20 protein-coding genes are annotated in these 22,840 nt (G+C 73.0%); 10 read left to right on the top strand and 10 right to left on the bottom strand.

Features of this window, described 5'->3' with window-relative positions; translation table 11 throughout:
• The first annotated feature begins 231 nt into the window (after positions 1-231).
• Positions 232-816 carry a hypothetical protein gene (locus ACZ4V1_RS19700; protein ID WP_468337461.1) on the top strand — a complete coding sequence of 195 codons (585 nt, stop codon included), beginning with the start codon at positions 232-234 and terminating at the stop codon, positions 814-816.
• Between the two features lie 141 nt (positions 817-957).
• Positions 958-1,428, top strand: a complete 471-nt coding sequence (gene mscL, locus ACZ4V1_RS19695; protein ID WP_468337458.1) for a large conductance mechanosensitive channel protein MscL — start codon at positions 958-960, stop codon at positions 1,426-1,428.
• A 49-nt stretch (positions 1,429-1,477) separates the two neighbouring features.
• On the opposite strand, the gene ACZ4V1_RS19690 is transcribed toward mscL, so the two are convergent.
• On the bottom strand, positions 1,478-1,654 hold the full coding sequence (locus ACZ4V1_RS19690; RefSeq protein WP_468337455.1) for a hypothetical protein: 177 nt from the start codon (positions 1,652-1,654) through the stop codon (positions 1,478-1,480).
• A gap of 113 nt (positions 1,655-1,767) precedes the next feature.
• On the opposite strand from ACZ4V1_RS19690, the gene ACZ4V1_RS19685 reads away from it, so the two are divergent.
• The 3 genes from ACZ4V1_RS19685 to ACZ4V1_RS19675 all read left to right on the top strand — a co-directional run bounded on the left by ACZ4V1_RS19685 (position 1,768) and on the right by ACZ4V1_RS19675 (position 5,187).
• Entirely contained in the window at positions 1,768-2,997 is a 1,230-nt protein-coding gene (locus ACZ4V1_RS19685; protein ID WP_468337452.1) for a low temperature requirement protein A, read from the top strand.
• Positions 2,998-3,089: 92 nt separating this feature from the next.
• Positions 3,090-4,133: a P1 family peptidase gene (locus ACZ4V1_RS19680; RefSeq protein ID WP_468337449.1), complete on the top strand. Its 1,044-nt coding sequence runs from the start codon at positions 3,090-3,092 to the stop codon at positions 4,131-4,133.
• A 307-nt stretch (positions 4,134-4,440) separates the two neighbouring features.
• Complete coding sequence (locus ACZ4V1_RS19675; RefSeq protein ID WP_468337446.1) at positions 4,441-5,187, top strand: DUF6227 family protein; 747 nt, start codon at positions 4,441-4,443, stop codon at positions 5,185-5,187.
• Between the two features lie 223 nt (positions 5,188-5,410).
• Here the strand turns inward: ACZ4V1_RS19675 and ACZ4V1_RS19670 are convergent, their stop codons facing one another.
• From ACZ4V1_RS19670 to ACZ4V1_RS19655, 4 genes are all read right to left on the bottom strand, one after another.
• Complete coding sequence (locus tag ACZ4V1_RS19670; protein WP_468337442.1) at positions 5,411-7,570, bottom strand: PTS fructose transporter subunit IIABC; 2,160 nt, start codon at positions 7,568-7,570, stop codon at positions 5,411-5,413.
• 214 nt (positions 7,571-7,784) lie between these two features.
• Complete coding sequence (pfkB, locus tag ACZ4V1_RS19665) at positions 7,785-8,732, bottom strand: 1-phosphofructokinase (protein WP_468337440.1); 948 nt, start codon at positions 8,730-8,732, stop codon at positions 7,785-7,787.
• Positions 8,729-9,490, bottom strand: a complete 762-nt coding sequence (locus tag ACZ4V1_RS19660) for a DeoR/GlpR family DNA-binding transcription regulator (protein WP_468337437.1) — start codon at positions 9,488-9,490, stop codon at positions 8,729-8,731. The genes pfkB and ACZ4V1_RS19660 overlap by 4 nt, the downstream gene beginning before the upstream one ends.
• A gap of 322 nt (positions 9,491-9,812) precedes the next feature.
• Positions 9,813-11,333, bottom strand: a complete 1,521-nt coding sequence (locus ACZ4V1_RS19655) for an MFS transporter (protein ID WP_468337434.1) — start codon at positions 11,331-11,333, stop codon at positions 9,813-9,815.
• A 63-nt stretch (positions 11,334-11,396) separates the two neighbouring features.
• Between ACZ4V1_RS19655 and ACZ4V1_RS19650 the strand changes: the two genes are divergently transcribed.
• Positions 11,397-12,368, top strand: a complete 972-nt coding sequence (locus tag ACZ4V1_RS19650; RefSeq protein WP_468337431.1) for a helix-turn-helix transcriptional regulator — start codon at positions 11,397-11,399, stop codon at positions 12,366-12,368.
• A 117-nt stretch (positions 12,369-12,485) separates the two neighbouring features.
• Here ACZ4V1_RS19650 and ACZ4V1_RS19645 read toward each other — a convergent pair whose 3' ends face one another.
• A complete protein-coding gene (locus ACZ4V1_RS19645; protein ID WP_468337428.1) occupies positions 12,486-13,232 on the bottom strand; it encodes a TetR/AcrR family transcriptional regulator in 747 nt (248 codons plus the stop codon).
• 532 nt (positions 13,233-13,764) lie between these two features.
• Positions 13,765-14,763, bottom strand: coding sequence for a sigma-70 family RNA polymerase sigma factor (locus ACZ4V1_RS19640; RefSeq protein WP_468337424.1), 999 nt, complete (start codon positions 14,761-14,763; stop codon positions 13,765-13,767).
• A gap of 240 nt (positions 14,764-15,003) precedes the next feature.
• Here ACZ4V1_RS19640 and ACZ4V1_RS19635 point away from each other — a divergent pair, with 240 nt between their 5' ends.
• Positions 15,004-15,522: a GNAT family N-acetyltransferase gene (locus ACZ4V1_RS19635; RefSeq protein ID WP_468337421.1), complete on the top strand. Its 519-nt coding sequence runs from the start codon at positions 15,004-15,006 to the stop codon at positions 15,520-15,522.
• A gap of 19 nt (positions 15,523-15,541) precedes the next feature.
• Here the strand turns inward: ACZ4V1_RS19635 and ACZ4V1_RS19630 are convergent, their stop codons facing one another.
• Complete coding sequence (locus tag ACZ4V1_RS19630; RefSeq protein ID WP_468337918.1) at positions 15,542-16,303, bottom strand: dioxygenase family protein; 762 nt, start codon at positions 16,301-16,303, stop codon at positions 15,542-15,544.
• Positions 16,304-16,424: 121 nt separating this feature from the next.
• On the opposite strand from ACZ4V1_RS19630, the gene ACZ4V1_RS19625 reads away from it, so the two are divergent.
• A complete protein-coding gene (locus ACZ4V1_RS19625) occupies positions 16,425-16,940 on the top strand; it encodes a MarR family winged helix-turn-helix transcriptional regulator (RefSeq protein ID WP_468337418.1) in 516 nt (171 codons plus the stop codon).
• A 102-nt stretch (positions 16,941-17,042) separates the two neighbouring features.
• Here ACZ4V1_RS19625 and ACZ4V1_RS19620 read toward each other — a convergent pair whose 3' ends face one another.
• Together ACZ4V1_RS19620 and ACZ4V1_RS19615 are read right to left on the bottom strand one after the other, a co-directional pair.
• Entirely contained in the window at positions 17,043-18,587 is a 1,545-nt protein-coding gene (locus ACZ4V1_RS19620; RefSeq protein WP_468337414.1) for an MFS transporter, read from the bottom strand.
• A 152-nt stretch (positions 18,588-18,739) separates the two neighbouring features.
• On the bottom strand, positions 18,740-19,393 hold the full coding sequence (locus ACZ4V1_RS19615; protein ID WP_468337411.1) for a TetR/AcrR family transcriptional regulator: 654 nt from the start codon (positions 19,391-19,393) through the stop codon (positions 18,740-18,742).
• 290 nt (positions 19,394-19,683) lie between these two features.
• Between ACZ4V1_RS19615 and ACZ4V1_RS19610 the strand changes: the two genes are divergently transcribed.
• On the top strand, positions 19,684-20,988 hold the full coding sequence (locus tag ACZ4V1_RS19610) for a M6 family metalloprotease domain-containing protein (protein ID WP_468337408.1): 1,305 nt from the start codon (positions 19,684-19,686) through the stop codon (positions 20,986-20,988).
• Between the two features lie 64 nt (positions 20,989-21,052).
• Positions 21,053-22,717, top strand: a complete 1,665-nt coding sequence (locus ACZ4V1_RS19605; protein WP_468337405.1) for an IclR family transcriptional regulator domain-containing protein — start codon at positions 21,053-21,055, stop codon at positions 22,715-22,717.
• Positions 22,718-22,840 lie beyond the last annotated feature (123 nt).

Below are 22,840 nucleotides of genomic sequence, written 5' to 3'. Positions count from 1 at the left end.
TGGGGGCGTGGGGGCGTGGGGGCGAATGAGCCGGCCGGTGGCTGGGGCCGGAGTAAGCGGCGGCCGGGATCTGAGTGGGCGCCGCCGGCCGGGTGCCGGGGCGGCACCTTCGGGTGAGGGAGTTTTCCACAAGCGGCCGGTGACACACGGGCTCCGGCGGGCGACGGCGAGAAGCCTCATCGTGGGAGCGCAGGCCGATCCCTCGTCTCCTCGTCCCAGGTGGTGGTCACCGTGTTCCGTCCCTCCGTTTCCTCCCCGCTCCCGCTCCCGCTCCCGCTCGGTACCGACGCGCCGCCCACGTGCGAGGTGCCGCACTTCGCCCCGGTCCGGGTGAGGGGCGCACGCCGGCAGCTGCACCGGCTCGTACGCCACCGGCGGCGTGCCGTGGCCGCCGGGCTCGCTGTCACCGCCGCCGCGCTGGTGGCGGCGGGCCCGCTCCCGGGAGCCGGCGCACAGGACGCCCGGCGGGCACGCGGGCACCCGGTGACGGAGCCGGGCAGGGATCCGGGGACGGAGCGGAAGACGGCAGGCAGGCGGCACGGCGCGCAACTCGTGGCGGCGCCGGTGCGGATCGCCGACGCTGCCACGGTGCGGCTGCTCGGGCCGGGCGACCGGGTCGACGTCGTCGCGGCCGGGGACGGCGGCTCGGGGGACGCCTCCGTGATCGCCCGCGGAGTACGGGTGACGGAGGTGCCGGAGCCCCTGGGCGGTACGGCGGCGGACGGGGCACTGGTCGTGGTCTCGGTGCCGCGCGCCACCGCGCACCGGCTGGTCGGCGCGAGCGCCCGGTCTCGGCTGGCGGTGACGCTGTGCTGAGCCCGTCAAGTCCCTCGTCCGAGGGACTTGATTGGACAGGATGGCCCAACGCTGACGTAGGTTGCGGAGCGTTTTGTTCCACACCCTGTCCGCGCGGGACCCGGTCTCCCGCGGTCTGTGCACACGAGGAGATCCCCCGAGGTGAGCGAGAAGAACGAGCCGAGCGTCTGGCAGGGCTTCAAGGCCTTCCTGATGCGCGGAAACGTCATCGATCTGGCGGTGGCGGTGGTCATCGGCGCCGCCTTCACCAACATCGTCAACTCGGTGGTGAAGGGAGTCATCAACCCCCTGATCGGCGCGTTCGGCACCCAGAGCCTGGACAGCTACAGCTCCTGCCTCAAGGGACCGTGCACCGGTACCGGCGACACCGCCACGGGTGTGCGGATCCTCTGGGGCTCGGTGCTGGGCGCCACCCTCACCTTCCTCATCACCGCGGCCGTCGTCTACTTCCTGATGGTCCTGCCCATGGCGAAGTACCTGGCCCGGCAGGAGGCCCGCCGCAAGGCGAGGGAGAGCACGCAGGAGATCGTCGAGGTCTCCGAGCTGGAGGTGCTCAAGGAGATCCGGGACGCGCTGGTCGCGCAGCGCGGTTCGGGTCACGACCGCCCGTAGGACCGCCCTCGGTGGGAGCGGCCCTGCGGCAGGCGGGTACCCGCACGGCTCACAGGTGGTGGGGCGGCTTCTCGTCGAGGAAGCGCTTCAGGTCGGCCGCGCTCTCACCCTCGGGCCGCTCGCCCCATCCCCGGTCGGTGTCGTCCGAGGTCTGCTGGTCCAGCGGGTCGTCGAAGACCAGCGCCGGCCGGGGCGCGCGGGGCTCGGGGTCGGGCGTGGTGCTCATGGCTCCAGGGTACGGCCCGTCCCGTGCGGGGGCGCTCCGCTTCCCCTTCGGTCCCTGCGGACGGTGCCGTCCGGGGGCGCGTCCACGCCGTCTCTGCTGTGCTGGGAGCCATGATGTCCAGCCCGCCTCCCGCACGCGCGTCCTCCGGCCGGCCGGGCGCCCGGTCCCCGGTGCGCCGGCTGACGGCCCGCAGCCGGCACGAGGCACACCGTGGCGCCACGCCGCTGGAGCTCTTCTTCGATCTGTGCTTCGTCGTCGCCGTCGCCCAGGCGGGCGTCCAGCTGGTGCACTCGGTCGCCGAGGGCCACGCCGGCGAAGGCGTCCTCGACTACGCCATGGTCTTCTTCGCCGTCTGGTGGGCGTGGATGAACTTCACCTGGTTCGCCTCGGCGTACGACAACGACGACGTGCTCTACCGGATCGTCACCCTGGTGCAGATCGCCGGTGTGCTGGTCCTCGCGGCCGGGGTCTCGCGGGCCGTCGAGGACCACGACTGGACCGCCGTGGTCCTCGGCTACGTGATCATGCGGGTGGCGATGTCGGCGCAGTGGCTGAGGGCGGCCCGTTCCGCCGCGCCCCCGGAGCGTGCCATGGCCCTCGCCTACGCCGGTGGCGTGCTGGTCTGCCAGGTCGGCTGGCTGGGGCTGCTGTTGCTGCCGGAGGGCGGCCAGGGTTGGTTGTTCCTGGTGATGGTGGTGCTGGAGCTGTGCGTGCCGGCGTTCGCGGAGCGGAGGAATCCGTCGTCCTGGCATCCGCACCACATCGCCGAGCGGTACGGACTGTTCACGATCATCGTGCTCGGCGAGAGCATCGCGGCGGCCACGGTCGCGGTGAAGTCGGGCATCGACGAGCACGACGCGCTGGGCGAGCTGCTGCCGATCGCGGCCGGCGGGGTGCTGATCGTCTTCGCCGCGTGGTGGATCTACTTCGTGGTGCCCGCCCACAGCCATCTGCGCTCCAACAGGCAGGCGTTCCTGTGGGGCTACGGGCACTACCTGGTGTTCGCCTCGGCGGCCGCGATCGGGGCGGGCCTGGAGGTGGCGGTGGAGCAGACGGTGGGCAAGGCGCACATCTCGACGCTGGCGGCGTCCGCCGCGGTGACCCTGCCCACGGCACTGTTCCTGCTCACGGTGTGGGCCCTGCACGCGCGGCACTTCAAGGTGGGTTTCGCGGAGCAGTCGGTGCTGCCGACGGCCGCGCTGCTGGTGCTCTGCTGCACCTTCGTCGGTGGCCTGGCGGTACTCGTGGCGGGAATCGTCCTGGCGCTGGCCGTCGCCGTCGGGGTGGCGCTCAGCGCGCGGCATGCCGCGCCCGTGCGGGGACCGGCCGCGTCCGGCCCCTGACGCGGTCGCCTCGCGCGTCGCCGGACGCGGTTGCTTGACCCGTGGACGTCCTGTGCCGTCACAGGCGCGGCTGCCTGGACGAGACTGGCGCCATGACAGTTGACGCATTGACGGACGTCGCCGGTGTACTCGTGGGGCATGCGACGCGTACCGGCGACGGGTGGCTCACGGGCACGACGGTGGTGCTGGCGCCGGAGGGCGGGGCGGTCGCCGCCGTGGACGTGCGCGGCGGCGGCCCCGGCACCAAGGAGACGGACGCGCTCGATCCGCGCAACCTGGTGCAGCAGGTCCAGGCGGTGGTGCTGACCGGCGGCAGCGCGTACGGGCTCGACGCGGCGTCCGGGGTGATGGCCTGGCTGGAGGAGCTGGGTCGCGGGGTGCGCGTCGGCCCGGATCCGGCGCACGTCGTGCCGGTGGTGCCCGCGGCCTGTGTCTTCGACCTGGGGCGCGGGGGCGACTTCCGGGCCAGGCCGGACGCGGCCACCGGACGGGCGGCGGCCGAGGCGGCCCACGCGAGCGCGCCGGGCGCGACGGTGGCCGAGGGCTGTGTCGGGGCCGGTACGGGAGCCGTGGTCGGCGCGCTGAAGGGCGGGATCGGCACCGCGAGCACCCTGCTGGACTCGGGGATCACGGTGGCGGCGCTGGTGGTGGCCAACGCGGTGGGGTCGGTGACGGATCCGGAAACGGGGGTGCTGTACGGGGAGTTGTTCCGGGGCGGACGGGTGGAGTATCCGGCGCCGGACGTCCACGAGGCGGCGGGGCGGCGTCTCGCCGAGGTGGCGGCGAGGAACGCGTCGCCACCGCTGAACACCACACTCGCCGTGGTGGCCACCGACGCGGACCTGTCCAAGGCCCAGGCGCAGAAGCTGGCCGGCACGGCGCACGACGGCATCGCGCGTGCCGTGCGGCCGGTGCACCTGCTCAGCGACGGGGACACGGTGTTCACCCTGGCGACCGGCGAGCGACCGCTCCGCACGGGAGATCCGCTCGCGTTGAACGAGGTGCTGGCGGCAGGCGCGGACGTGGTGACGCGCGCGATCGTGCGAGCCGTCCGGTCCGCCGAGCCGGTGGACGGCCCGGGCGGGGCGTGGCCGTCGTACGAGGAGCTCTACGGACGGCCCTCCGCAGCCGGCTGACGGGTCCCGGAGGGCCGTCCGTCCCGAACGGGGCGGAGCGGGGCGGAGCGGGGCGGAGCGGGCGGCCGTCAACGGACTCAACGGCTGGAACACGGCCTGGAGCCGATGGGCCGCCCAAAGCGCCGCCTGATCGGCCGATCGTCCCGCTGAGCAGCGGATTTTGACGGGCCGTCGGGTCGCGCGGGAATTTCTGGCGCGACCCGCGCGTTTTTCGTGCATACGTTTTCTCGGTTCCCGGACATGATGTCCGACCGAGGGGCTACGGTATGCACCCACAAGGTGACATGCAGCAACGCCGGGAGAAACCTTGAGCGTTCCGTACGAGACGGCAGCGTACGAACCACCCGAGTCGCCCGAGTCTCCGGAGGAGCACCTCATGCGACTGCTGGGTCGCGCTTTGAACTCGTTCGAGCTGCCCGACGAGACGATACGGCAGCTGGACTGCGCGCTGGCGCACGACGGTTCACTGCACTCCGCGCACCACAGCGCGGGGCTGCACCGCGAGACGTACCGGCACACCTGGCTGCTCGCCGACGGCTCGGCGGTCACGCTCTGGGAGCTCGTCCACAACACGGCTCCGGGCAGTGAACCGCAGCACGAGGTGTACGTCGACGAGGAGGAGTTGCGTACCGCGACCGCCCGGCTGGCACTGCCGCAGGACACACCCGAATTCGAACTGCCCGTTCAGGTGCAGCTCTCCCCGGCCCCCGCCCCGCGGCACGCCTACGTGCCCGACGCGTCCGCGGACCACGCCCGCCGGCTGCTGCGCCGCGCGGAGAACCCGGACCGGCCCGGCGCCGACCTCGCCGCCCTGCTGACGACGGCGTCCGCGCACCGGATCACCCAGGCCTTCGGCGGCCCCGGCCGCACGGGCCGCGCCCGGATCGGCTTCTCGCTCTACGAGCACGCGTTCCTGCTGCGTGACGGCGCGGAGCTCTCCCTCTGGGAGGTCGAGCACACGGCCACGCCCGACGGACGGCACATGTGCGAGGTGTACGAGAGCGAGGACGCCGCCCGCCGGGCGATGGAAAGGCGCGCGGCGCAGGTCTCCTAGCGCGTCTCCCCGCGGTTCTCCGGCGCGTCTCCCAGCGGGCTTTCCAGCGGGCTTTCCGGTGGGCTTTCCAGCGGGCTTTCCGGTGAGTCGGTGAGTCGGTGAGTTTTCCAGCGGCCCTCCCAGTGGGACTTCCAGCGGAGCTCCCCGGAGAGGCGGTGCGGACGCCGGCGGGCCGGGCTCCTCGCGGAACCCGGCCCGGTGAATCACCGACGAGGACCGCCCCTTACGCGGCCACCGGCTGCTTCGCCCCCGGCGTCGAGGCCGACGGGTCCGCGCCGCCGGGACCCTGGGCCACGGCTCCCGGCGTCGGCTTGCGCAGGCCCTTGAGGACGATCACCAGGGCCGTGGTGACGCAGACGCCCGCCGCGATGGCGACCAGGTAGAGCAGCGGGTTGCCGATCAGCGGGACCACGAAGATGCCGCCGTGCGGAGCGCGCAGCGTGGCGCCGAAGGCCATCGACAGGGCGCCGGTGACCGCGCCGCCCACCATCGAGGACGGGATGACCCGCAGCGGGTCGGCCGCGGCGAACGGAATCGCGCCCTCGGAGATGAAGGAGGCACCCAGCACCCAGGCGGCCTTGCCGTTCTCGCGCTCGGCGGCGTTGAACAGCTTGCTCCGTACGGTCGTTGCCAGGGCCATCGCCAGCGGCGGGACCATGCCGGCCGCCATGACCGCCGCCATGATCTTCATCGCCGAGTCACTGGGGTCGGAGACCGCGATGCCGGCGGTGGCGAAGGCGTAGGCGACCTTGTTGACCGGGCCGCCCAGGTCGAAGCACATCATCAGGCCGAGCAGGGCGCCGAGCAGGACCGCGTTGGCACCGGACAGGTCGCTCAGCCAGTCGGTCATCGCCTTCTGCGCGGACGCGATGGGCTTGCCGATCACCACGAACATCAGGAACCCGACGACCGCCGAGGAGATCAGCGGGATCACCACCACGGGCATGATGCCGCGCAACGCCGCCGGGATGCGTATCCGCTGGATCGACATCACCACGGCACCGGCGATCAGACCGGCCGCCAGGCCGCCGAGGAACCCGGCGTTGATGGTCAGCGCGATCGAGCCGCCGACGAACCCGGGGACCAGGCCGGGGCGGTCGGCCATGCCGTAGGCGATGTAGCCGGCCAGCACGGGGACGAGGAAGGCGAAGGCCACGCCGCCGATCTGGAACAGCAGCGCCGCCCAGCTGTCCGCCTGGGACCACACGAAGTGGTCCATCACCGACGGCGCCTCGTTGATCTCGTAGCCGCCGATGGCGAAGCCCAGGGCGATCAGCAGACCGCCCGCGGCGACGAACGGGACCATGTAACTGACGCCGGACATCAGCCAGACGCGCAGCTTCGTCCCGTATCCCTCGCCGGGCCCGCCGCCGCGTTCGACGGGCGTCGCCCCGGCGGGACCGGCCGCGGTGACCTCGCCGCGGGCCGCCTTGCCGCGGACCTCGCCGATCAGCTCGGCGGGCCGGTTGATGGCCGCCTTGACGCCGGTGTCGACGGTGGGCTTCCCGGCGAAGCGGTCCTTGTCGCGCACGGGCACGTCGTGGGCGAAGATCACGCCGTCCGCCGCCTCGATCACCGCCGGGTCGAGCCGGGTGAATCCGGCCGAGCCCTGCGTCTCGACGACGACCTCGACGCCGGACTCACGGCCCGCGTTCTCCAGCGACTCGGCCGCCATGTAGGTGTGCGCGATGCCGGTGGGGCAGGAGGTGACGGCGACGATACGGAAGGGGCGCTCCGGCTGCTCGGGCGTCCCGGACCGGCCGGACCGGACCGGCTGACCGGACCGGCCGGGCGTCCCCGGCTCTTCCGCGGCGTCGGTGCTGACCGTGGCGGTCTCGGCGGAGGCCGCCGCCGAGGCCGCCACGGAGTCCCGGTCGCCTCGGGTCGCGCCCTCGGAGGCGTCCTCCGGCGCACCCGCCGAGGCGTCTTCGGCACCGGCCGGCGCCTCCCCGCGGATCAGCGCCGCGGCGGCGTCCGCGTCGCCCACCGACCGCAGCGCGGTGGTGAACTCGGCGTTCATCAGCTGCCGGGCGAGTGAGGAGAGGATCGTCAGGTGGGCGTCGTCGGCGCCCGCCGGCGCGGCGATCAGGAAGACCAGGTCGGCCGGGCCGTCCGCCGCCCCGAAGTCGATGCCGTCCGCGCTGCGCCCGAAGGCGAGCGTCGGCTCGGTGACGTGCTCGCTGCGGCAGTGCGGGATGCCGATGCCGCCGTCGAGGCCGGTCGGCATCTGTGCCTCACGGGCGGCCACGTCGGCGAGGAAGCCCTCCAGGTCGGTCACCCGGCCCTGGGCCACCATCCGCTCGGCGAGGGCGCGTGCCGCCGCTTCCTTGGTGTGGGCGGACAGGTCGAGGTCGACCAGATCCGCGGTGATCATGTCGCTCATCGCGGGCTCCTTAGCTCGCGTATCGCCCGGAACGTGGGGTGGTGGGCGGGGGCGGGGAGGGGGACGGGGGCACTGCGGTGGGGGCTGAGGGCGGCTCCGGGGAGAGAGCCGGAGGAGACGCCGGGGAGGCGGCTGAAGGCGAAGCCCGGAAGGCGCCCGGAGGCCGGGCCGGAAAGGCGCCCGGAGGGGGAGACGGGAAGCCGCGGGGAGGAGTTCATGACGCCGGCTCCCTCAGCGCACGGTCCACCGGCACCTCCGCCGTGACCGTCACCGCGCCCGGGTCCAGGTCGGCCGGTGTCGGCATCACACTGCCCGGCAGCTGGACGGCGGCGGCGCCGTGCGCGACGGCGGAGGCGAGGGCTCCGGGCCCTGCTCCCCCGGCGACGAGGAAACCGGCCAGGGAGGCGTCACCGGCGCCGACATTGCTGCGTACGGCGTCCACGCGGGCGCTGCCGAACCAGGTGCCCGCGTCGTCCACGAGCAGCTGTCCGTCGGCGCCCAGGCTGGCGAGCACGGCCCGGGCGCCCAGCTCCCGCAGCTCCTCGGCGGCCTTCACGGCGTCGCCGACGGTGACCAGGGGGCGTCCGACTGCCTCCGCCAGCTCCTCGGCGTTCGGCTTGACCACGTCGGGCCCCTCGCGCAGCGCCTGGAGCAGGGCGGGCCCGGAGGTGTCCAGGGCGATGCGGACCCCGGCGGCGTGCGCCCGGGCGACCAGGTCCGCGTACCAGGAGGGGGCGAGTCCGAGGGGCAGGCTGCCGCAGCAGGCGATCCAGTCCGCACCGGGCGACTGGCGCCGTACGCTCTCCAGGAGCAGCTCGCGTTCGGCCGCCGACAGTTCGGGGCCCGGAGCGTTGATCTTCGTCAGGACGCCGTCGGCCTCGGCGAGCGCGATGTTGGCGCGGGTGACTCCGGCGATCGGCACCGGCGCGACCTCGATGCCCTGGGCGTCGAGCAGTTCGGTGACGAGCGCGCCGGACGGGCCGCCGAGCGGCAGCACCGCGACGGTGCGCCGGCCGGCCGCCGTCACCGCGCGTGAGACGTTCACGCCCTTGCCGCCCGGGTCCACGCGCTCGCCCGTGGCGCGGACGACCTCCCCGCGGTCGAGGGAGGGGACCTCGTAGGTGCGGTCCAGCGACGGGTTCGGGGTGACGGTGAGGATCATGCGCGTACTACTTCCGTGCCGGCGCGCTCGATGGCGGTGGCGTCTTCGGGGCTCATCCCGCTGTCGGTGATCAGCAGGTCCACGTCGCTCAGGGTGCCGAAGCGGGCGAAGTGCTCCTGGCCGTGCTTGGAGGAGTCGGCGAGCAGCACCACGCGGCGGGCGGCGGCGACGGCGGCCCGTTTGACCGCGGCCTCGGCGAGGTCGGGGGTGGTCAGTCCGTACTCGGCGGAGAAGCCGTTGGCGGCCACCAGCACCACGTCGGCGCGGATCTCGCCGTACGCGCGCAGTGCCCAGGCGTCCACGGCGGCACGCGTCCGGTGCCGCACGCGCCCGCCGACCAGGTGGAGCTGGATGCCGGGGTGGTCGGCGAGGCGGGCCGCGATGGGCAGACTGTGGGTGACGACGGTGAGCGAGCTCTCCGGCGGAATCGCGGCGGCCAGCAGGGCCACCGTGGAACCGGCGTCGAGGATCATCGTGCCCTCGGTCGGCAGTTCCGCCAGGGCCGCCTTGGCGATGCGGTCCTTCTCGTCCGCCGCCGTGGACTCGCGCTCAGCGAGGTCCGGCTCGAAGTCCAGCCGGCCGGCGGGGATCGCGCCGCCGTGCACCCGGCGGAGCAGACCCGCGCGGTCCAGCGCCTTGAGGTCGCGGCGGATCGTCTCCGCCGTCACCTGGAACTCCTCGGCCAGCGACACCACGTCCACCCGGCCGCCGTCCCGGGCGAGCCGGAGGATCTCCTGCTGTCGCTCCGGTGCGTACATGACCGTTCGCCTCCGACCTGTGCCCGAACCTGTGGTTTCACTCGGAGGTTACGCCCGGTATTCCGGATTGTAAACAGGGAATCGGAAGCGCTCGGACTCAAACAGACATGAACGGGCATCGCGACGGGTGGGACTCATGGACCGGGTCCCGGAGCGGGGCCTGGACGGACCCGCGGACCGGGGTACGAGGAGGCGGGGGGGGGGGGGGGGGGGGGGGGGGGGGGGGGGGGGGGGGGGGGGGTAGGGGGGGGGGGGGGGGGGGGGGGGGTGGGTTGGGGGTGGTGTCCCCCCCGCCCCCGCCTCCTCGTGAAGCGCGGCGGTCTCAGACCAGCGCGGGCTCCTTCCCCTCCGCCTCCTCCTCTTCCCGGGCCCCTTCGACGTGCTGGGTGGGCCGCTTGGGGAGCGCGAACATCAGCAGGAAGATGACGCCCAGCACCCCGGCCACCCAGCCCAGCGCGTTCTGGAATCCGTCCGCGTAGGCGGGACCGATCCGGGACGGGGCCAGGTGGTCGCTCATCGTGCCGAAGAAGACCACCGAGACCAGCCCCAGCCCCAGCGCGTTGCCCATCTGCTGCACGGTGTTGATGAGCCCGGACGCCGCCCCGGCGTGCTCGCGCGGCACCTGGGACAGCACCGCGTCCGTCAGCGGGGCGACTATCAGACCCATGCCGGCGCCCATGACCACGAGCGGCAGCGCCATCTGCCAGGACGTGATGCCGAGTCCGTACCGCTCGGCCTCCCAGACGTAGAGCAGCACTCCGGCCGCCATCACCAGCGCGCCCGCCTGGAGCACCTTGCGCCCGAAGCGCGGTACCAGCTTCTGCACCGACACCCCGGCCGCCACGGAGACGGCGATCGAGAACGGCACGCCGGTCAGCCCGGCCCGCAGCGGGCTCCAGCCGAGCCCTTCCTGCATGTACAGCGTCCAGACCAGGAAGAAGATGCCGAGCGCGACCCCGAAGACGGTCTGCACGGCGATGCCCGCCGCGAAGCTCTTCACCTTGAACAGCGACAGCTCCACCAGCGGCGAACCGTCCCGCACGGCCTTCCGCCGCTCGTACGCCACCAGCACCGCGAGGACGACGACCGAGCCGGCCATCGACAGATATCCCCACAGCGGCCAGTCCAGCTCACGGCCCCGGGTGAGCGGGTAGACCAGCATCAGCAGACCGAGGGTGACCAGGACGACCCCGACCAGGTCCAGCCTGAGCGCGCGCGGCGCCTTGGACTCCGTGATGAAGCGGCTGCCGAGCACGAGTCCCGCGATGCCGACCGGCAGGTTGATGAGGAAGATCGGCCGCCATTCCAGCCCGAAGAGGTTCCACTCGGTGAGCAGGGCGCCCAGCAGCGGACCGGAGACGGCCCCCAGACCGACGATCGCGCCGAACAGCCCGAAGACCTTGCCGCGTTCGTGCGCCGGGAAGGTCGCGTGCACGATCGACAGCACCTGCGGCACCATCAGCGCCGCCATGGCGCCCTGGAGGATGCGGGAGGCGACCAGCATCTCCGGGTTCACGGCGAGGCCGCACAGCGCGGACGCGACGGTGAAGCCGCCGATACCGACCAGGAAGACCCGCTTGCGGCCGTGGATGTCGCCGAGCCGCCCGCCGGTGATCAGGCCGGCGGCGAAGGCGAGGGCGTAACCGGCGGTGATCCACTGGATCTGGCTGAAGGAGGCGCCCTCGTCCTGCCGGATCGACGGGATCGCGATGTTGACGATGGTGACGTCGACCAGGTCCATGAAGGCCGCGGTCATCACGATCGCGAGGGCGAACCAGCGACGGCGGTCACCCGCGGCGGGCTGATCCGGTGCAGGGCGTTCGGGGGTGTGCGTGGAGGTCATGGAAGGAAAGCTATGACCCCTCTAGGACAGTTCGTGTCCTAGATATGCGGCATCCTCGAACTCATGACGACGGACACCCCGGCCCGGCTCCTGACGCTCCTCTCCCTCCTCCAGACGCCCCGCGAATGGCCCGGCGGCGAGCTCGCCGACCGGCTCGGCGTCTCCCGCCGCACGGTCCGGCGGGACATCGACCGGCTGCGCGAGCTGGGCTATCCCGTGCAGGCGACCATGGGCGCCGACGGCGGCTACCGGCTGGTGGCCGGCAAGGCGATGCCGCCGCTCGTCCTCGACGACGAGGAGGCGGTGGCCATCGCGGTCGGGCTGCGCGCCGGCGCCGGTCACGCGGTCGAGGGCGTGGACGAGGCGTCGGTACGGGCGCTGGCCAAGCTGGAGCAGGTACTGCCGGGCCGCCTCCGCCACCGCGTCGCCACCCTCCAGGCCGCGACGACACCGCTGACCAGCGGGGACGGCCCGAGCATCGCGCCCGAGACCCTCACCGTCATGGCCTCCACGGTCGCCGGGCGGGAGCGGCTGCGGTTCGCCTACCGCGCGGGGGACGGCACCGAGTCCCGACGCGTGACGGAGCCGTACCGGTTGGTGTCGACGGGCCGCCGCTGGTACCTGGTCGCCTACGACCTCGACCGGGACGACTGGCGGACCTTCCGGGTCGACCGGGTGAGCGAACCGTTCGCCACGGGCGCGCGGTTCACGCCCAGGGAGCTGCCCACCGGAAGCGCCGCGGAGTACCTGCGGCGCTCGATGCAGCGGCGCGGCGACTCGTACGAGATCGTGGTCGCCTTCGACGCGCCGGCCGAGGTCGTCGCGGCGCGGCTGCCGCAGTGGCTCGGAACGCCGGAGGCCGCGGACGGCGGCGCCTCGTGCGTCCTGCGGGCGACCGTGTCCGACGCGGTGGAGTGGATGGCGGTACGTCTCGCGATGCTGGGGGTGGACTTCCGGGTACGGGAGCCCGCGGAACTGGTGGAGTGCGTACGGGGGTTGGGGGCGAGGCTGGTGAGGGCGGCAGCGGACACGTGACCGACCACCCACCGCCCACCCACACCCACACCCACATCCACACCCACCGATCCCCGACACCCGCCCGGCCCCGACCCCGGCGGACGGCGGACGGCGGCACCGGAACGTGCCCCGCCGCTACCCCGCGGGACCCTCCTCGCCGGCCTCGCCGTCCTCGCCACCGTCCCAGGCGACCTTCCGCAGCACCGCGAGATTGCGCAACGCCAACTCCAGAGGGCTGCGCGCCGGCTCGGCCGGGGCGCCCTCGGACGAGCGGTCCCCGGCAAAGGCCGCCCAGTGCTCCACCGCCACCCGCACCGCGGCACCCGCCACGGCCGCCGCGAAGTGCAGCCCGGGAGAGGCCCGCAGCCGCGCGGCAACGTTGTCGTCCCCCCGTGCCATCCGCGCGGCCAGCACCTCCACGAGGCCCCGCTCCGCCGTCTGGCAGACCTCGGCCCACACCTTCCGCAGCGCCGGACTGGTCTCGGCCAGGCGGATGAGCGTGCGGGCCCACTCCCAGGAGGGTGCCGACACCCCGGCACCCGGCGTCAGCGTGTGCCGTACTGCGTACTCCAGGGCCTCGGGCGGGGACAGTTCGGCCGGGGCCGCGCGCACCGCCTGCGCCCAGCGCTCGGCGCCCAGGGCGTAGAGCGGGGCGACGGCCTCCTCCTTGGTCGCGAAGTAGCGGTAGAAGGTGCGCGGGGCGATGCCCGCGGCCCGGGCGATGTCCTCGGCGCGGGTGGCCCGCAGGCCCTGGCCGACGAAGAGGCGGGCCGCCGCGCGGGCGATCTCCATCCGGGTCTCGGCCTTGCGCCGCTCGGTCAGGGAGACGGGCGCCGGCCCGGGCGCGGGGACCGCCGACGGTGCTGGGGTGGTGCTGCTCACTTTGGCAGGCTATGCCGCTGTGGCAGAATCTGCCATTCGGCGGGCCACCCCGGGGTTCAGGTTCGGGGTGCCCCGCCTCTCCGGTCCGGTCGTGTGCTCCCCGGTCTGCTCCCCGGTCCCGTCCGGTCGTGTGCTCCCCGGTCCGGTCCCGCCGCGTGGCCGGTACGCGCTCGTCCGCGGAAGCCCACGGAGGGAGCCGGGCTGCGACGCCCCGGGGGGAGAGGCGCCGAGCCCGGCTCGGGAAAGTCCCGGCGCCGGGGGGAGTGCGTCGGGACGTGGTCGAAAGGGGCGGAAGGCCCGCTTGAGGGCAGGTGCCCGCCCGCCTCCTGATCGGTTGGGGCCGAACTGCTGGGCCCGGTGTTCTTTTTCCCGGCTCACGCCGGTTGAAGCAGCGTTGTACGGCCATGTTTGCGCGGGGTTCGGCCACCGGCGTACGCCCCACGTGTCACGTCACGCCCCCGCATCACGGCTGCCGGGCCGGTGGCGACTCGGCCACGCCGGCCGGGCCGGCCACCCGCTGTCCCGCGACCGCTTACGCCGCCGCCTCGAAGCCGGTGTCGCGGGCCAGCTTCTTCAGTTCCAGCAGCGCGTGCTTCTCGATCTGCCGGATCCGCTCGCGCGTGAGCCCGTGCTCCTTGCCGACCTCGGTCAGCGTACGCTCGCGGCCGTCGTCGATGCCGTACCGCATCTTGATGATGGAGGCCGTGCGCGGGTCGAGGCGGCCGATGAGGTCGTCGAGCTCCTCGCTGCGCAGCAGTGTCAGCACCGACTGCTCGGGCGACACCGCGGAGGTGTCCTCCAGCAGGTCGCCGAACTGGGTCTCGCCCTCGTCGTCCACCGACATGTTCAGCGAGACGGGGTCGCGGGCCCAGTCGAGCACGTCGGTGACGCGCTCCGGTGTCGAGCCGAGCTCGGCGGCGATCTCGGCGGGCTCCGGCTCGCGGCCGTGCTCGCGGTTGAACTCGCGCTGCACGCGCCGGATCCGGCCCAGCTCCTCCACCAGGTGGACGGGCAGCCGGATGGTGCGCGACTGGTCGGCGATCGACCGGGTGATGGCCTGACGGATCCACCAGGTCGCGTACGTCGAGAACTTGAAGCCCTTGCGGTAGTCGAACTTCTCGACCGCGCGGACCAGGCCGGCGTTGCCCTCCTGGATCAGGTCGAGGAGGGGCAGACCGCTGCGGGGGTAGCGGCGGGCGACCGCGACCACCAGACGGAGGTTGGAACGGATGAAGACGTCCTTGGCCCGCTCGCCCTCCTCGATCAGGGCCTCGAGCTCCTCCCGGGTGGCGTCGGCCCCGGTCTCCTCGTACCCTTCGAGGACCTGCCGCGCGAACACACCCGCCTCGATGGTCTGGGACAGCTCGACCTCCTTGGCGGCGTCGAGCAGCGGTGTCCGTGCGATCTCGTCGAGGTACATGCCGACCAGATCGCGGTCGGCGAGCTCGCCGCCGTTGGCGCGGACGCTGGTTGCCGCGTCGGCCGTCTCGCCGGTGGCGGACTTACGACGGGCGACGGCACGGGTTGCCATGCGTGCTCCCTTGCGATGGTGGTTCAGCGGGTGATCCGGTGGACGTCGGGCACCGTGTGGGGTTGTCGTCGGCCGGCTCCGGTTCCTCGGTCCCGGATCCGGCCTCCGGTCCCTCCCGGGACTCTCCTCGGGTGCCCTGCATCCGATGGAAACAACGACTGGAATCCGGACAGAATTCCCAACCCGACCCCCGATTTTTCTGATCATGCAGTACCCTGTGCCGCCACACGAGGAGGCACGATGGCGTCGGGGCGTACAGAGGTCCAGGTCAGGCCGGGAGACGAGGGTGACCTCGAGGCCCTCACCGACCTCTACAACCACTACGTACGTGAGACGCCCATCACGTTCGACACCGACCCCTTCACCCCGGAAGAGCGCCGCCCTTGGCTGCTCTCCCACCCTGAAGACGGTCCGCACCGGCTGAGGGTTGCCACGGACGCGGACTCACAGGAGATTCTGGGGTACGCCACATCCAGCCCTTATCGCGCGAAGCCCGCCTACGGGACGTCGGTGGAGACCACCGTCTACGTCGCCCCCCGGGCCGCGGGCCGCGGCATCGGCACGCTGCTGTACGCGTCGCTCTTCGAGGCCCTGGCGGGCGAGGACCTGCACCGCGCCTACGCGGGCATCGCACAGCCGAACGCCGCCTCCGCCCGGCTGCACGAGCGCTTCGGCTTCCGGTACGTCGGGACGTACCGCGAGGTGGGCCGCAAGTTCGGCCGGTACTGGGACGTGGCCTGGTACGAGAAGCCGCTGTAACCCCTGCGGGGAGGGGCGCTCAGCCGAACTGCACCGACCGCTTGGCCAGCCCCATCCAGAATCCGTCGATCACGGATTCCCGCAGGTCCAGTTCGCCGGCCGCGTCCGCCGCCCCCATCGTCACGAACAGCGGGGCGAAGTGCTCGGTGCGCGGGTGGGCGAGCCGCCCCGCCGGGGACTTGCGGGCGAAGTCGAGCAGCCCGTCCACGTCACCGGCCTCCAGCGCGCGCCGCCCCCAGTCGTCGAACTCGGCGGACCAGGCGGGGATGCCGCCCTGCCGCAGCGCGGCCAGGTTGTGGGTGAAGAAGCCGGAGCCGATGATCAGCACACCCTCGTCGCGCAATGGCGCGAGCCGGCGGCCGGTCTCCATGAGCCCCGCCGGGTCGAGGGTCGGCATGGAGACCTGGAGGACCGGGATGTCGGCGCCGGGATACATCTCCACCAGCGGCACGTACGCGCCGTGGTCGAGGCCGCGGTCGGGGACGTCCCGCACCGGTGCACCGGGGGCGCGCAGCAGCTTGCGCACGGACTCGGCGAGCCCGGGGGCGCCGGGGGCCTCGTAGCGCACCTGGTAGTAGCGCTCGGGGAAGCCCCAGAAGTCGTGGACCAGGGGGACGGTCCGGGTGGCGCCGAGGGCGAGCGGGGCCTCCTCCCAGTGGGCGGAGACGACGAGGATCGCCCTGGGGCGCGGCAGGGCGGCGGCCCACGCGGAGAGCTCGCCGGGCCAGACGGGGTCGTCGGCGAGGGGTGGGGCGCCATGACTGAGGTAGAGGGCGGGCATGCGCTCCCGGGTGGTGGCGGACATGAGGGCGACTCCGATACTTGAACTCTCAATCTCTCTTTCGCGTGAACCTACATCTATTTTGTTTAAGTTTCAAGAAATGGTTCCGTACGATGGATACATGAACACGGCACCCATCCCGGCCCCCGCCGACGACCCCCGCTGGCTCAGCGCCGAGGAGCAGCACGTCTGGCGCTCCTACATCGAGGCCGCCACCCTCCTCGAGGACCACCTCGACCGCCAGCTCCAGCGCGACGCCGGCATGCCGCACGTCTACTACGGCCTGCTGGTCAAGCTCGCCGAGTCACCGCGGCGGCGGCTGCGGATGACGGAGCTGGCCCGGTACGCGAAGATCACCCGCTCGCGCCTCTCGCACGCGATCGCCCGCCTGGAGAAGAACGGCTGGGTGCGCCGCGAGGACTGCCCCTCCGACAAGCGCGGCCAGTTCGCGATCCTCACGGACGAGGGATACGAGGTGCTGAGCCGGACCGCGCCGGGCCACGTGAACGCCGTGCGCCAGGCGGTCTTCGACCGGCTCACCCCCGAACAGCAGAAGTCCCTCGGCGAGATCATGCGAATCGTCGCCGAGGGACTTCAGCCGCGCGAAGCGGGGGCGGACCTGCCCTGGCTGCGCTGAGCGCGCGGCCGGGGCAGGTCCTGGGAACCGTGCGCGAGGGGCGTCCCCTCCCCCCGCGCACGGATGGAACAGGGGGCCCGAGGGGTACCGCGTCCGGCGTCGTCAGTGGGCGACGACCGGCACCCGCAGGTCGTCCTCGGCCGCGTCGCCCGAGCCGGAACCCGTGACGGCGGTGCCGCCCGGGCGGCCGGCGTTGACGAAGGTCAGGGCGATCACGGCCGCCACGACCAGGATGCCGACGGCGAACCAGATCGCGCTGGTGTAGCCCTGCACCTGGCCCTCCAGCTGGACCAGCTGCTGCTGGGACCGGGTGGCCGCGCCGCCGATGTTGTCGGCGATGTAGGACGTGGTGGCGGAGGCGGCGATGGTGTTCAGCAGCGCCGTACCGATCGCGCCGCCCACCTGCTGCGAGGTGTTGACCATCGCGGAGGCGACACCGGAGTCACGCGGCTCCACGCCCATGGTGGCCAGGGACATGGCCGGCATGAACGCCGTACCCATGCCGAGGCCGAGCAGGAGCATGCCGGGCAGCAGCACGGCGGCGTAGGAGGTGTCGAGCTCCAGCTGGGTCAGCAGCAGCATGCCGACGGCGGCGACCAGGAAGCCGGGGCCCATCAGCAGCCGGGGCGCGACCCGGGTCATCAGGCGGGTGCCGATCTGCGTGGAGCCCGTGATCATGCCCGCGATCATCGGCAGGAAGGCGAAGCCGGTCTTCACCGGCGAGTAGTTCTGCACGATCTGCAGGTAGTAGGTCAGGAAGAGGAACAGGCCGAACATCGCGATGATCGCCAGACCCAGCGAGAGGTAGATCCCGCCCCGGTTGCGCTCGGTGATCACGCGCAGCGGCAGCAGCGGGGCCTTGACCCTCGACTCGACCAGCACGAAGGCCAGCAGCAGCACGGCGGAACCGACGAACATGCCGACCGTCACCGCGTCGCTCCAGCCCTCCGACTCGGCACGGGTGAAGCCGTAGACGAGCGCGACCAGGCCGAGGGTGGAAAGGATCACGCCGGGGATGTCGAGCGGCGAGCGGTTGCGGCTGCCCTGCGGCTCGCGGATGACGAGGTACGCGCCGGCCGCGGCGACGATCGCGAACGGGATGTTGACGAAGAACGTCCAGCGCCAGTTCAGGTACTCGGTGAGGAAACCGCCGAGGATCAGACCCACGGCGCCGCCGCCACCGGCGATCGCACCGTAGATGCCGAAGGCCTTGGCACGCTCCTTGGCGTCCGTGAACATCACGGCGAGCAGGGAGAGCGCGGCGGGCGCGAGCAGTGCGCCGAACACGCCCTGGAGGGCGCGGGAGCCGAACATCATCGCCTCGTTGGTGGCCGCGCCGCCGAGCGCGGAAGCGACGGCGAAGCCGCCCAGGCCGAGGACGAAGGTGCGCTTGCGGCCCCACAGGTCGGCTATCCGGCCGCCGAAGAGCAGCAGGCCGCCGAAGGCGAGGGCGTAGGCCGTGACGACCCACTGCCGGTTGCCGTCGGAGATGCCGAGGTCCTGCTGCGCGGAGGGCAGGGCGATGTTCACGATGGTGGCGTCGAGGACGACCATCAGCTGGGCGAGCGCGATGAAGACGAGCGCTTTCCAGCGGCCGGCGTCCGGGGCGTCGGTGACGCCGGAGGCCTTGACGGCTGTTTGAGACATGGGGATACCCACTTCGGGACTTCGTGACGGAAAAAAGGTGAGTAAAGGGACGACCGGGCCGGGGCGACGGCTACGGGAGCCGCCGTCCTCCGGTCAGACGGTGGGCTGGTCTTCTGGTTCTCGGGTCGAACGGTGCGTGAGTCTTCGTGGAACTACTGGTCGCAGGGCCGGCGCAGATCCTCCAGGGTCACGGCCGAGCCCGGCAGGCCGGCGCGGGCGGGAGCTCGCAGCCCGTCCAGGAGCAGTTGCAGATGGCGGTGGACGAACCGGTCGGCGCTCAGACACCCCGTACCGGCCGGGGGCCGGCTCAGCTGGGCCGCGGCGATCATCAGATCGCCCACGCCCACGTCGGTACGGAGCTGACCGGCCGCCTTCGCCCGGTCCATGACCTCGGCGACGAGCCGCTCGACCCGTTCGCGCGCCGCTTCCAGGTCGGGGTGGTGCTGGTCGAACGTGCTGGACACCATGGGGCACAGGGCACTGATCCGCTCGTCGGCGGAGACGTGCACGAAGCGCTCCAGCGCCTCGAAGGCGTCGCCGGTCTCCGCCAGAGCGACCTCGGCCGCCCGTGCCGTACGGTCCATGACCGAGCAGACGACCTCGCGGACGAGGGCGTCACGGTCGGGGAAGTTGCGGTACACCGTGGCGTTGCCGACGCCGGCCCGGCGGGCGATGTCGTCGAGCGGCACGTCAGGCCCGTGTTCGACGAACATCTCCCGGGCGGCGGCGACGATCCGCTCCCGATTGCGCAGAGCGTCGGCGCGGGGCCGGGCCGCCTTGCGCTGCTCGGGGGTCGCGGTCTGCACGGTGTACTCCTCGGATGACTTGGCTGGCGATCCGGGGAGGGAATCCCCGTTTCGCTCGGACACAGGGCTAAACGGGGAAACGATCCCCGGTTATTTCCCGGACCGGAAGAGATTCGCCGTGACCTGCGTCACATGCACCGCGCGCCCGCGGGCCGCCGTCCCCCGGTCGGCGGCTACCGGCGAGAAACCCACGATCGGCTCCTCCAGCGCGCGCCCGCACACCCCTCGGCACAGGGTGATCGCAAGGGTGCAGCCGGTGTCCGGCGGCTGCCGTGGTCCGGGAGGTCTGCATGCAGCCGCAGCCGCAGCCGCAGGCGCAGCCACCGCGCCGTCGGATACGCCCGCGTCGGCTGGCCGCGCTCGCGACCGTCACCGTCGTGACCCTCGCGGTCAGCACCTCGGCCGGCACCGGCCGGCTCGCGCCGAGCACCACGGCGGCGGGCCCCGGCCCGGCGGGCCTCTCCCGTTCCTCCGCGCACGGCCCCTGCATGATCAGCGGCGGCTCCGAGATCCAGATGTCCGAGGGCGTCCCGACCGCCGCCGGCTACGCCCGCTCGACCGGCACCGTACGCGCCCTCACCCTGATGATCGACTTCTCGGACGCGCCCGGCGAGGGCAAGGCGCTCGACCGTTACGCGGAGTTCTTCCCGCAGACCGAGGAATGGTTCCGCACCAGCTCCTACGGCCGCCTCGACTACCGCCCCGAGACCCCGGTCCGGGACTGGCTGCGCATGCCGAAGTCGTTCGCCGAGTACGGCATAGAGCGCGGCGCGCCCTTCGACCCCGGCTACCGGAACCTGGTCCAGGACCTGGTGGCGGCGGCCGACGCGAAGGTCGACTTCCGGTCGTACGACCTCCTGAACGTGCTGGTCACGCCGAACGCGGGCCCTTCGGCCCTGGACACGGTCCTGTCCGTCACCTTCGCCGGCAACGCCGAGGCCCCGGTCGCCGACGGCGTCCCGGTGGCCAACGCGTCCTTCGTCTACTCCCGCCAGGACGACGGCTCCGGCTCCTACGGCGAGACGGGCTACCGCGTCCTGCCCCACGAGAACGGCCACGTCTTCGGCCTCCCGGACCTCTACACCCAGGAAGGCGGAGGAGCCGTCGGCCACTGGGACATCATGAGCGAGGACTGGGGCGCCAACAACGACCTCCTCGGCTGGCACAAGTGGAAACTGGGCTGGCTCGACCCCTCCCAGGTGCACTGCGCCTCGGCGCCCGGAACGACCGAGTACACGCTGACGCCGCTGGCCCGCAAGGGCGACGACAAGCTGGTGGTCGTGCCGCTGGACGGAAAGTCCGGCTACGCCGTCGAACTGCGCACCCGCGAGGGCAACGACGAGACGGTGTGCCGGCCGGGCGTGCTGATCTACAAGGTCGACGCGGACGTGGACACCGGAATGGGCCCGGTGACGGTCTACGACTCCCGCCGGGACAGCGGCGGCTGCACCCGCAGCCCGAACGTCCACGCCGAACTCTCGGACGCCGCCTTCACCCCGGGCGAGACCTTCAAGGACCCGCGCCGGGGCATCACGATCGCGGTGTCCGGGGCGGACCTGAAGGGCGATCACCAGGTACGGGTCACCCGCGGGTGACGGCCGGACCCGCCCCGCGGCGGCATTACGGTAGGCCTGCCGCGACCGCCGTACCGGAGAGCCGATGCCCGCCAACACCACGCACGACGCCGCCCACGACGGGCCCGCCGCCGCACCGGGCACCGAGGGCCCGACACCGGGCGCACGGGACGCGGGCGTCCCGGCCGAGGCGGTGACGCCGCTGCTGCGCGGGATCGCCGTACTGCGGCGGCTGACCGAGGCCGACGACGGCACCCTCAGCCTCAGCTCACTGGAGAAGGCCACCGGCCTGGCCCGCTCCACGGTCGACCGGATCACCGCGACCCTCGCCCGCATGGGATACGTCCGCCTGGACGGCCGCGACGTGACCCTCGCCCCCCGCCTGACGGAACTCGGCAACGCCTACCTCGCCGCCCTCCGTCTCCCCGACCTCCTCTCCGCCCGCGCCGACGCCCTGGCCGACGAACTGGACGAGTCGGTCTCCCTCGCGGTCGGCGACCGGGACGGCATCCGGTTCATCCACCAGGCCACCCGCCGCCGCGCGATGTCCCTGAGCTTCCGCATCGGCGACCTGCTGCCCGCCGAGCGCACCGCGCCCGGCCCGCTGTTCGCCGCGGAGTGGACGCCGGCCGGCTGGAAGCGCTGGCGCGAGCGCCGGTCGGCGGACCCGCAGGACCGGGCCTTCCCCGCCGTACCACCGCGCGAACACGCCGCTTGGGACGAGGACTTCGAGCACCGTACGGCCCGGGCGGCGGCCGACGGCTGGGCCCTGGACGACCAGCTGATCGAACCGGGACTGGTGGCGGTCTCGGTCCCGGTACGGGATCCCGGCACCGGCCGGGTGGCGTGCGTGGCGAGCGTGGTGAGCCACACCAGCCGCCACACCGCACAGGACCTGCACACGGCCCTGCTGCCCCGCCTCCGCTCGGTGGTCGGCGCGATGGAGGACGACCTGCGGGCCGCCCCGCCGGCCGAACCGGGACCGCCCCGCGCCGGCCTGGCCACCTGGACGGGCGCGTCGAAACAGGAGCTGGGCAGGGAGTTCGTCGAATCCCTGGCGCGCGGCCTGACGGTACTGACGGCCTTCGGCGAAGGCCGCCCGGCACTGACCCTCACGGAGGTGGCGAAGGCGACGGGCCTGCCCCGGGCGACGGTCCGCCGGGCCCTGATCACCCACGAGCACGCGGGCCTGGTGGCGCCCGCCCCCGGCCGCGCCTTCACCCTCACCCCCCGGGTGCTGTCCCTGGGCTTCCCGCCCCTCTCCCGCGTCTCCCTCCCGCAGATCGCCCAGCCCCACCTGACCGCCCTCGCCGACCGCGTCCACGAGTCGGCCTCGCTCGCCGTCCTGTCGGACTCGGGCGAGGAGATCCAGTACACGGCCCGCGCGGTCACGAGCCGCGTGCTGAGCGCCCACGTCCCCGTCGGCACCCGGCTCCCGGCGTACGAGACGGCGCTCGGCCGCGTCCTGCTGGCCGGGCCGCCGTCCGCGCCCGGCGCCCTGCGGGAGGTCGCAGCGCAGGGTTACGCCCTGGTCGACGAGGAGCTGGAGGCCGGCCTGCGCGCCATCGCCGTCCCGGTACGGGACCGTACGGGCCGGGTGGTGGCCGCGGTGAACGTGGCCATGCACGCCGCCCGGCGGACGGTGGCCGACTGTGTGACGGACGTCCTGCCGAAGCTGTGGGAGACGGCGGGGCGCATCGAGTCCGAGCTGCGGGTGGCGGGGCGGTTCCGCAGGGTGCCGCCGGCCTGACGCGCCGGAGCGGACGGGCCCCGGGGCAAGGAGACGGCCCGGGGAGCGGCGAAGCCCGCGCTGCGGACCACCGCTCCCCGGGCCGGTTCCGACGGGAGCCTGCGGGGGAATTTCAGACGTCCC

The organism is Streptomyces sp. NPDC028991 (assembly GCF_055564775.1).
The sequence above is the reverse complement of the archived record's forward strand: the minus strand, read 5'-3'. Positions and strand labels throughout refer to the sequence as shown.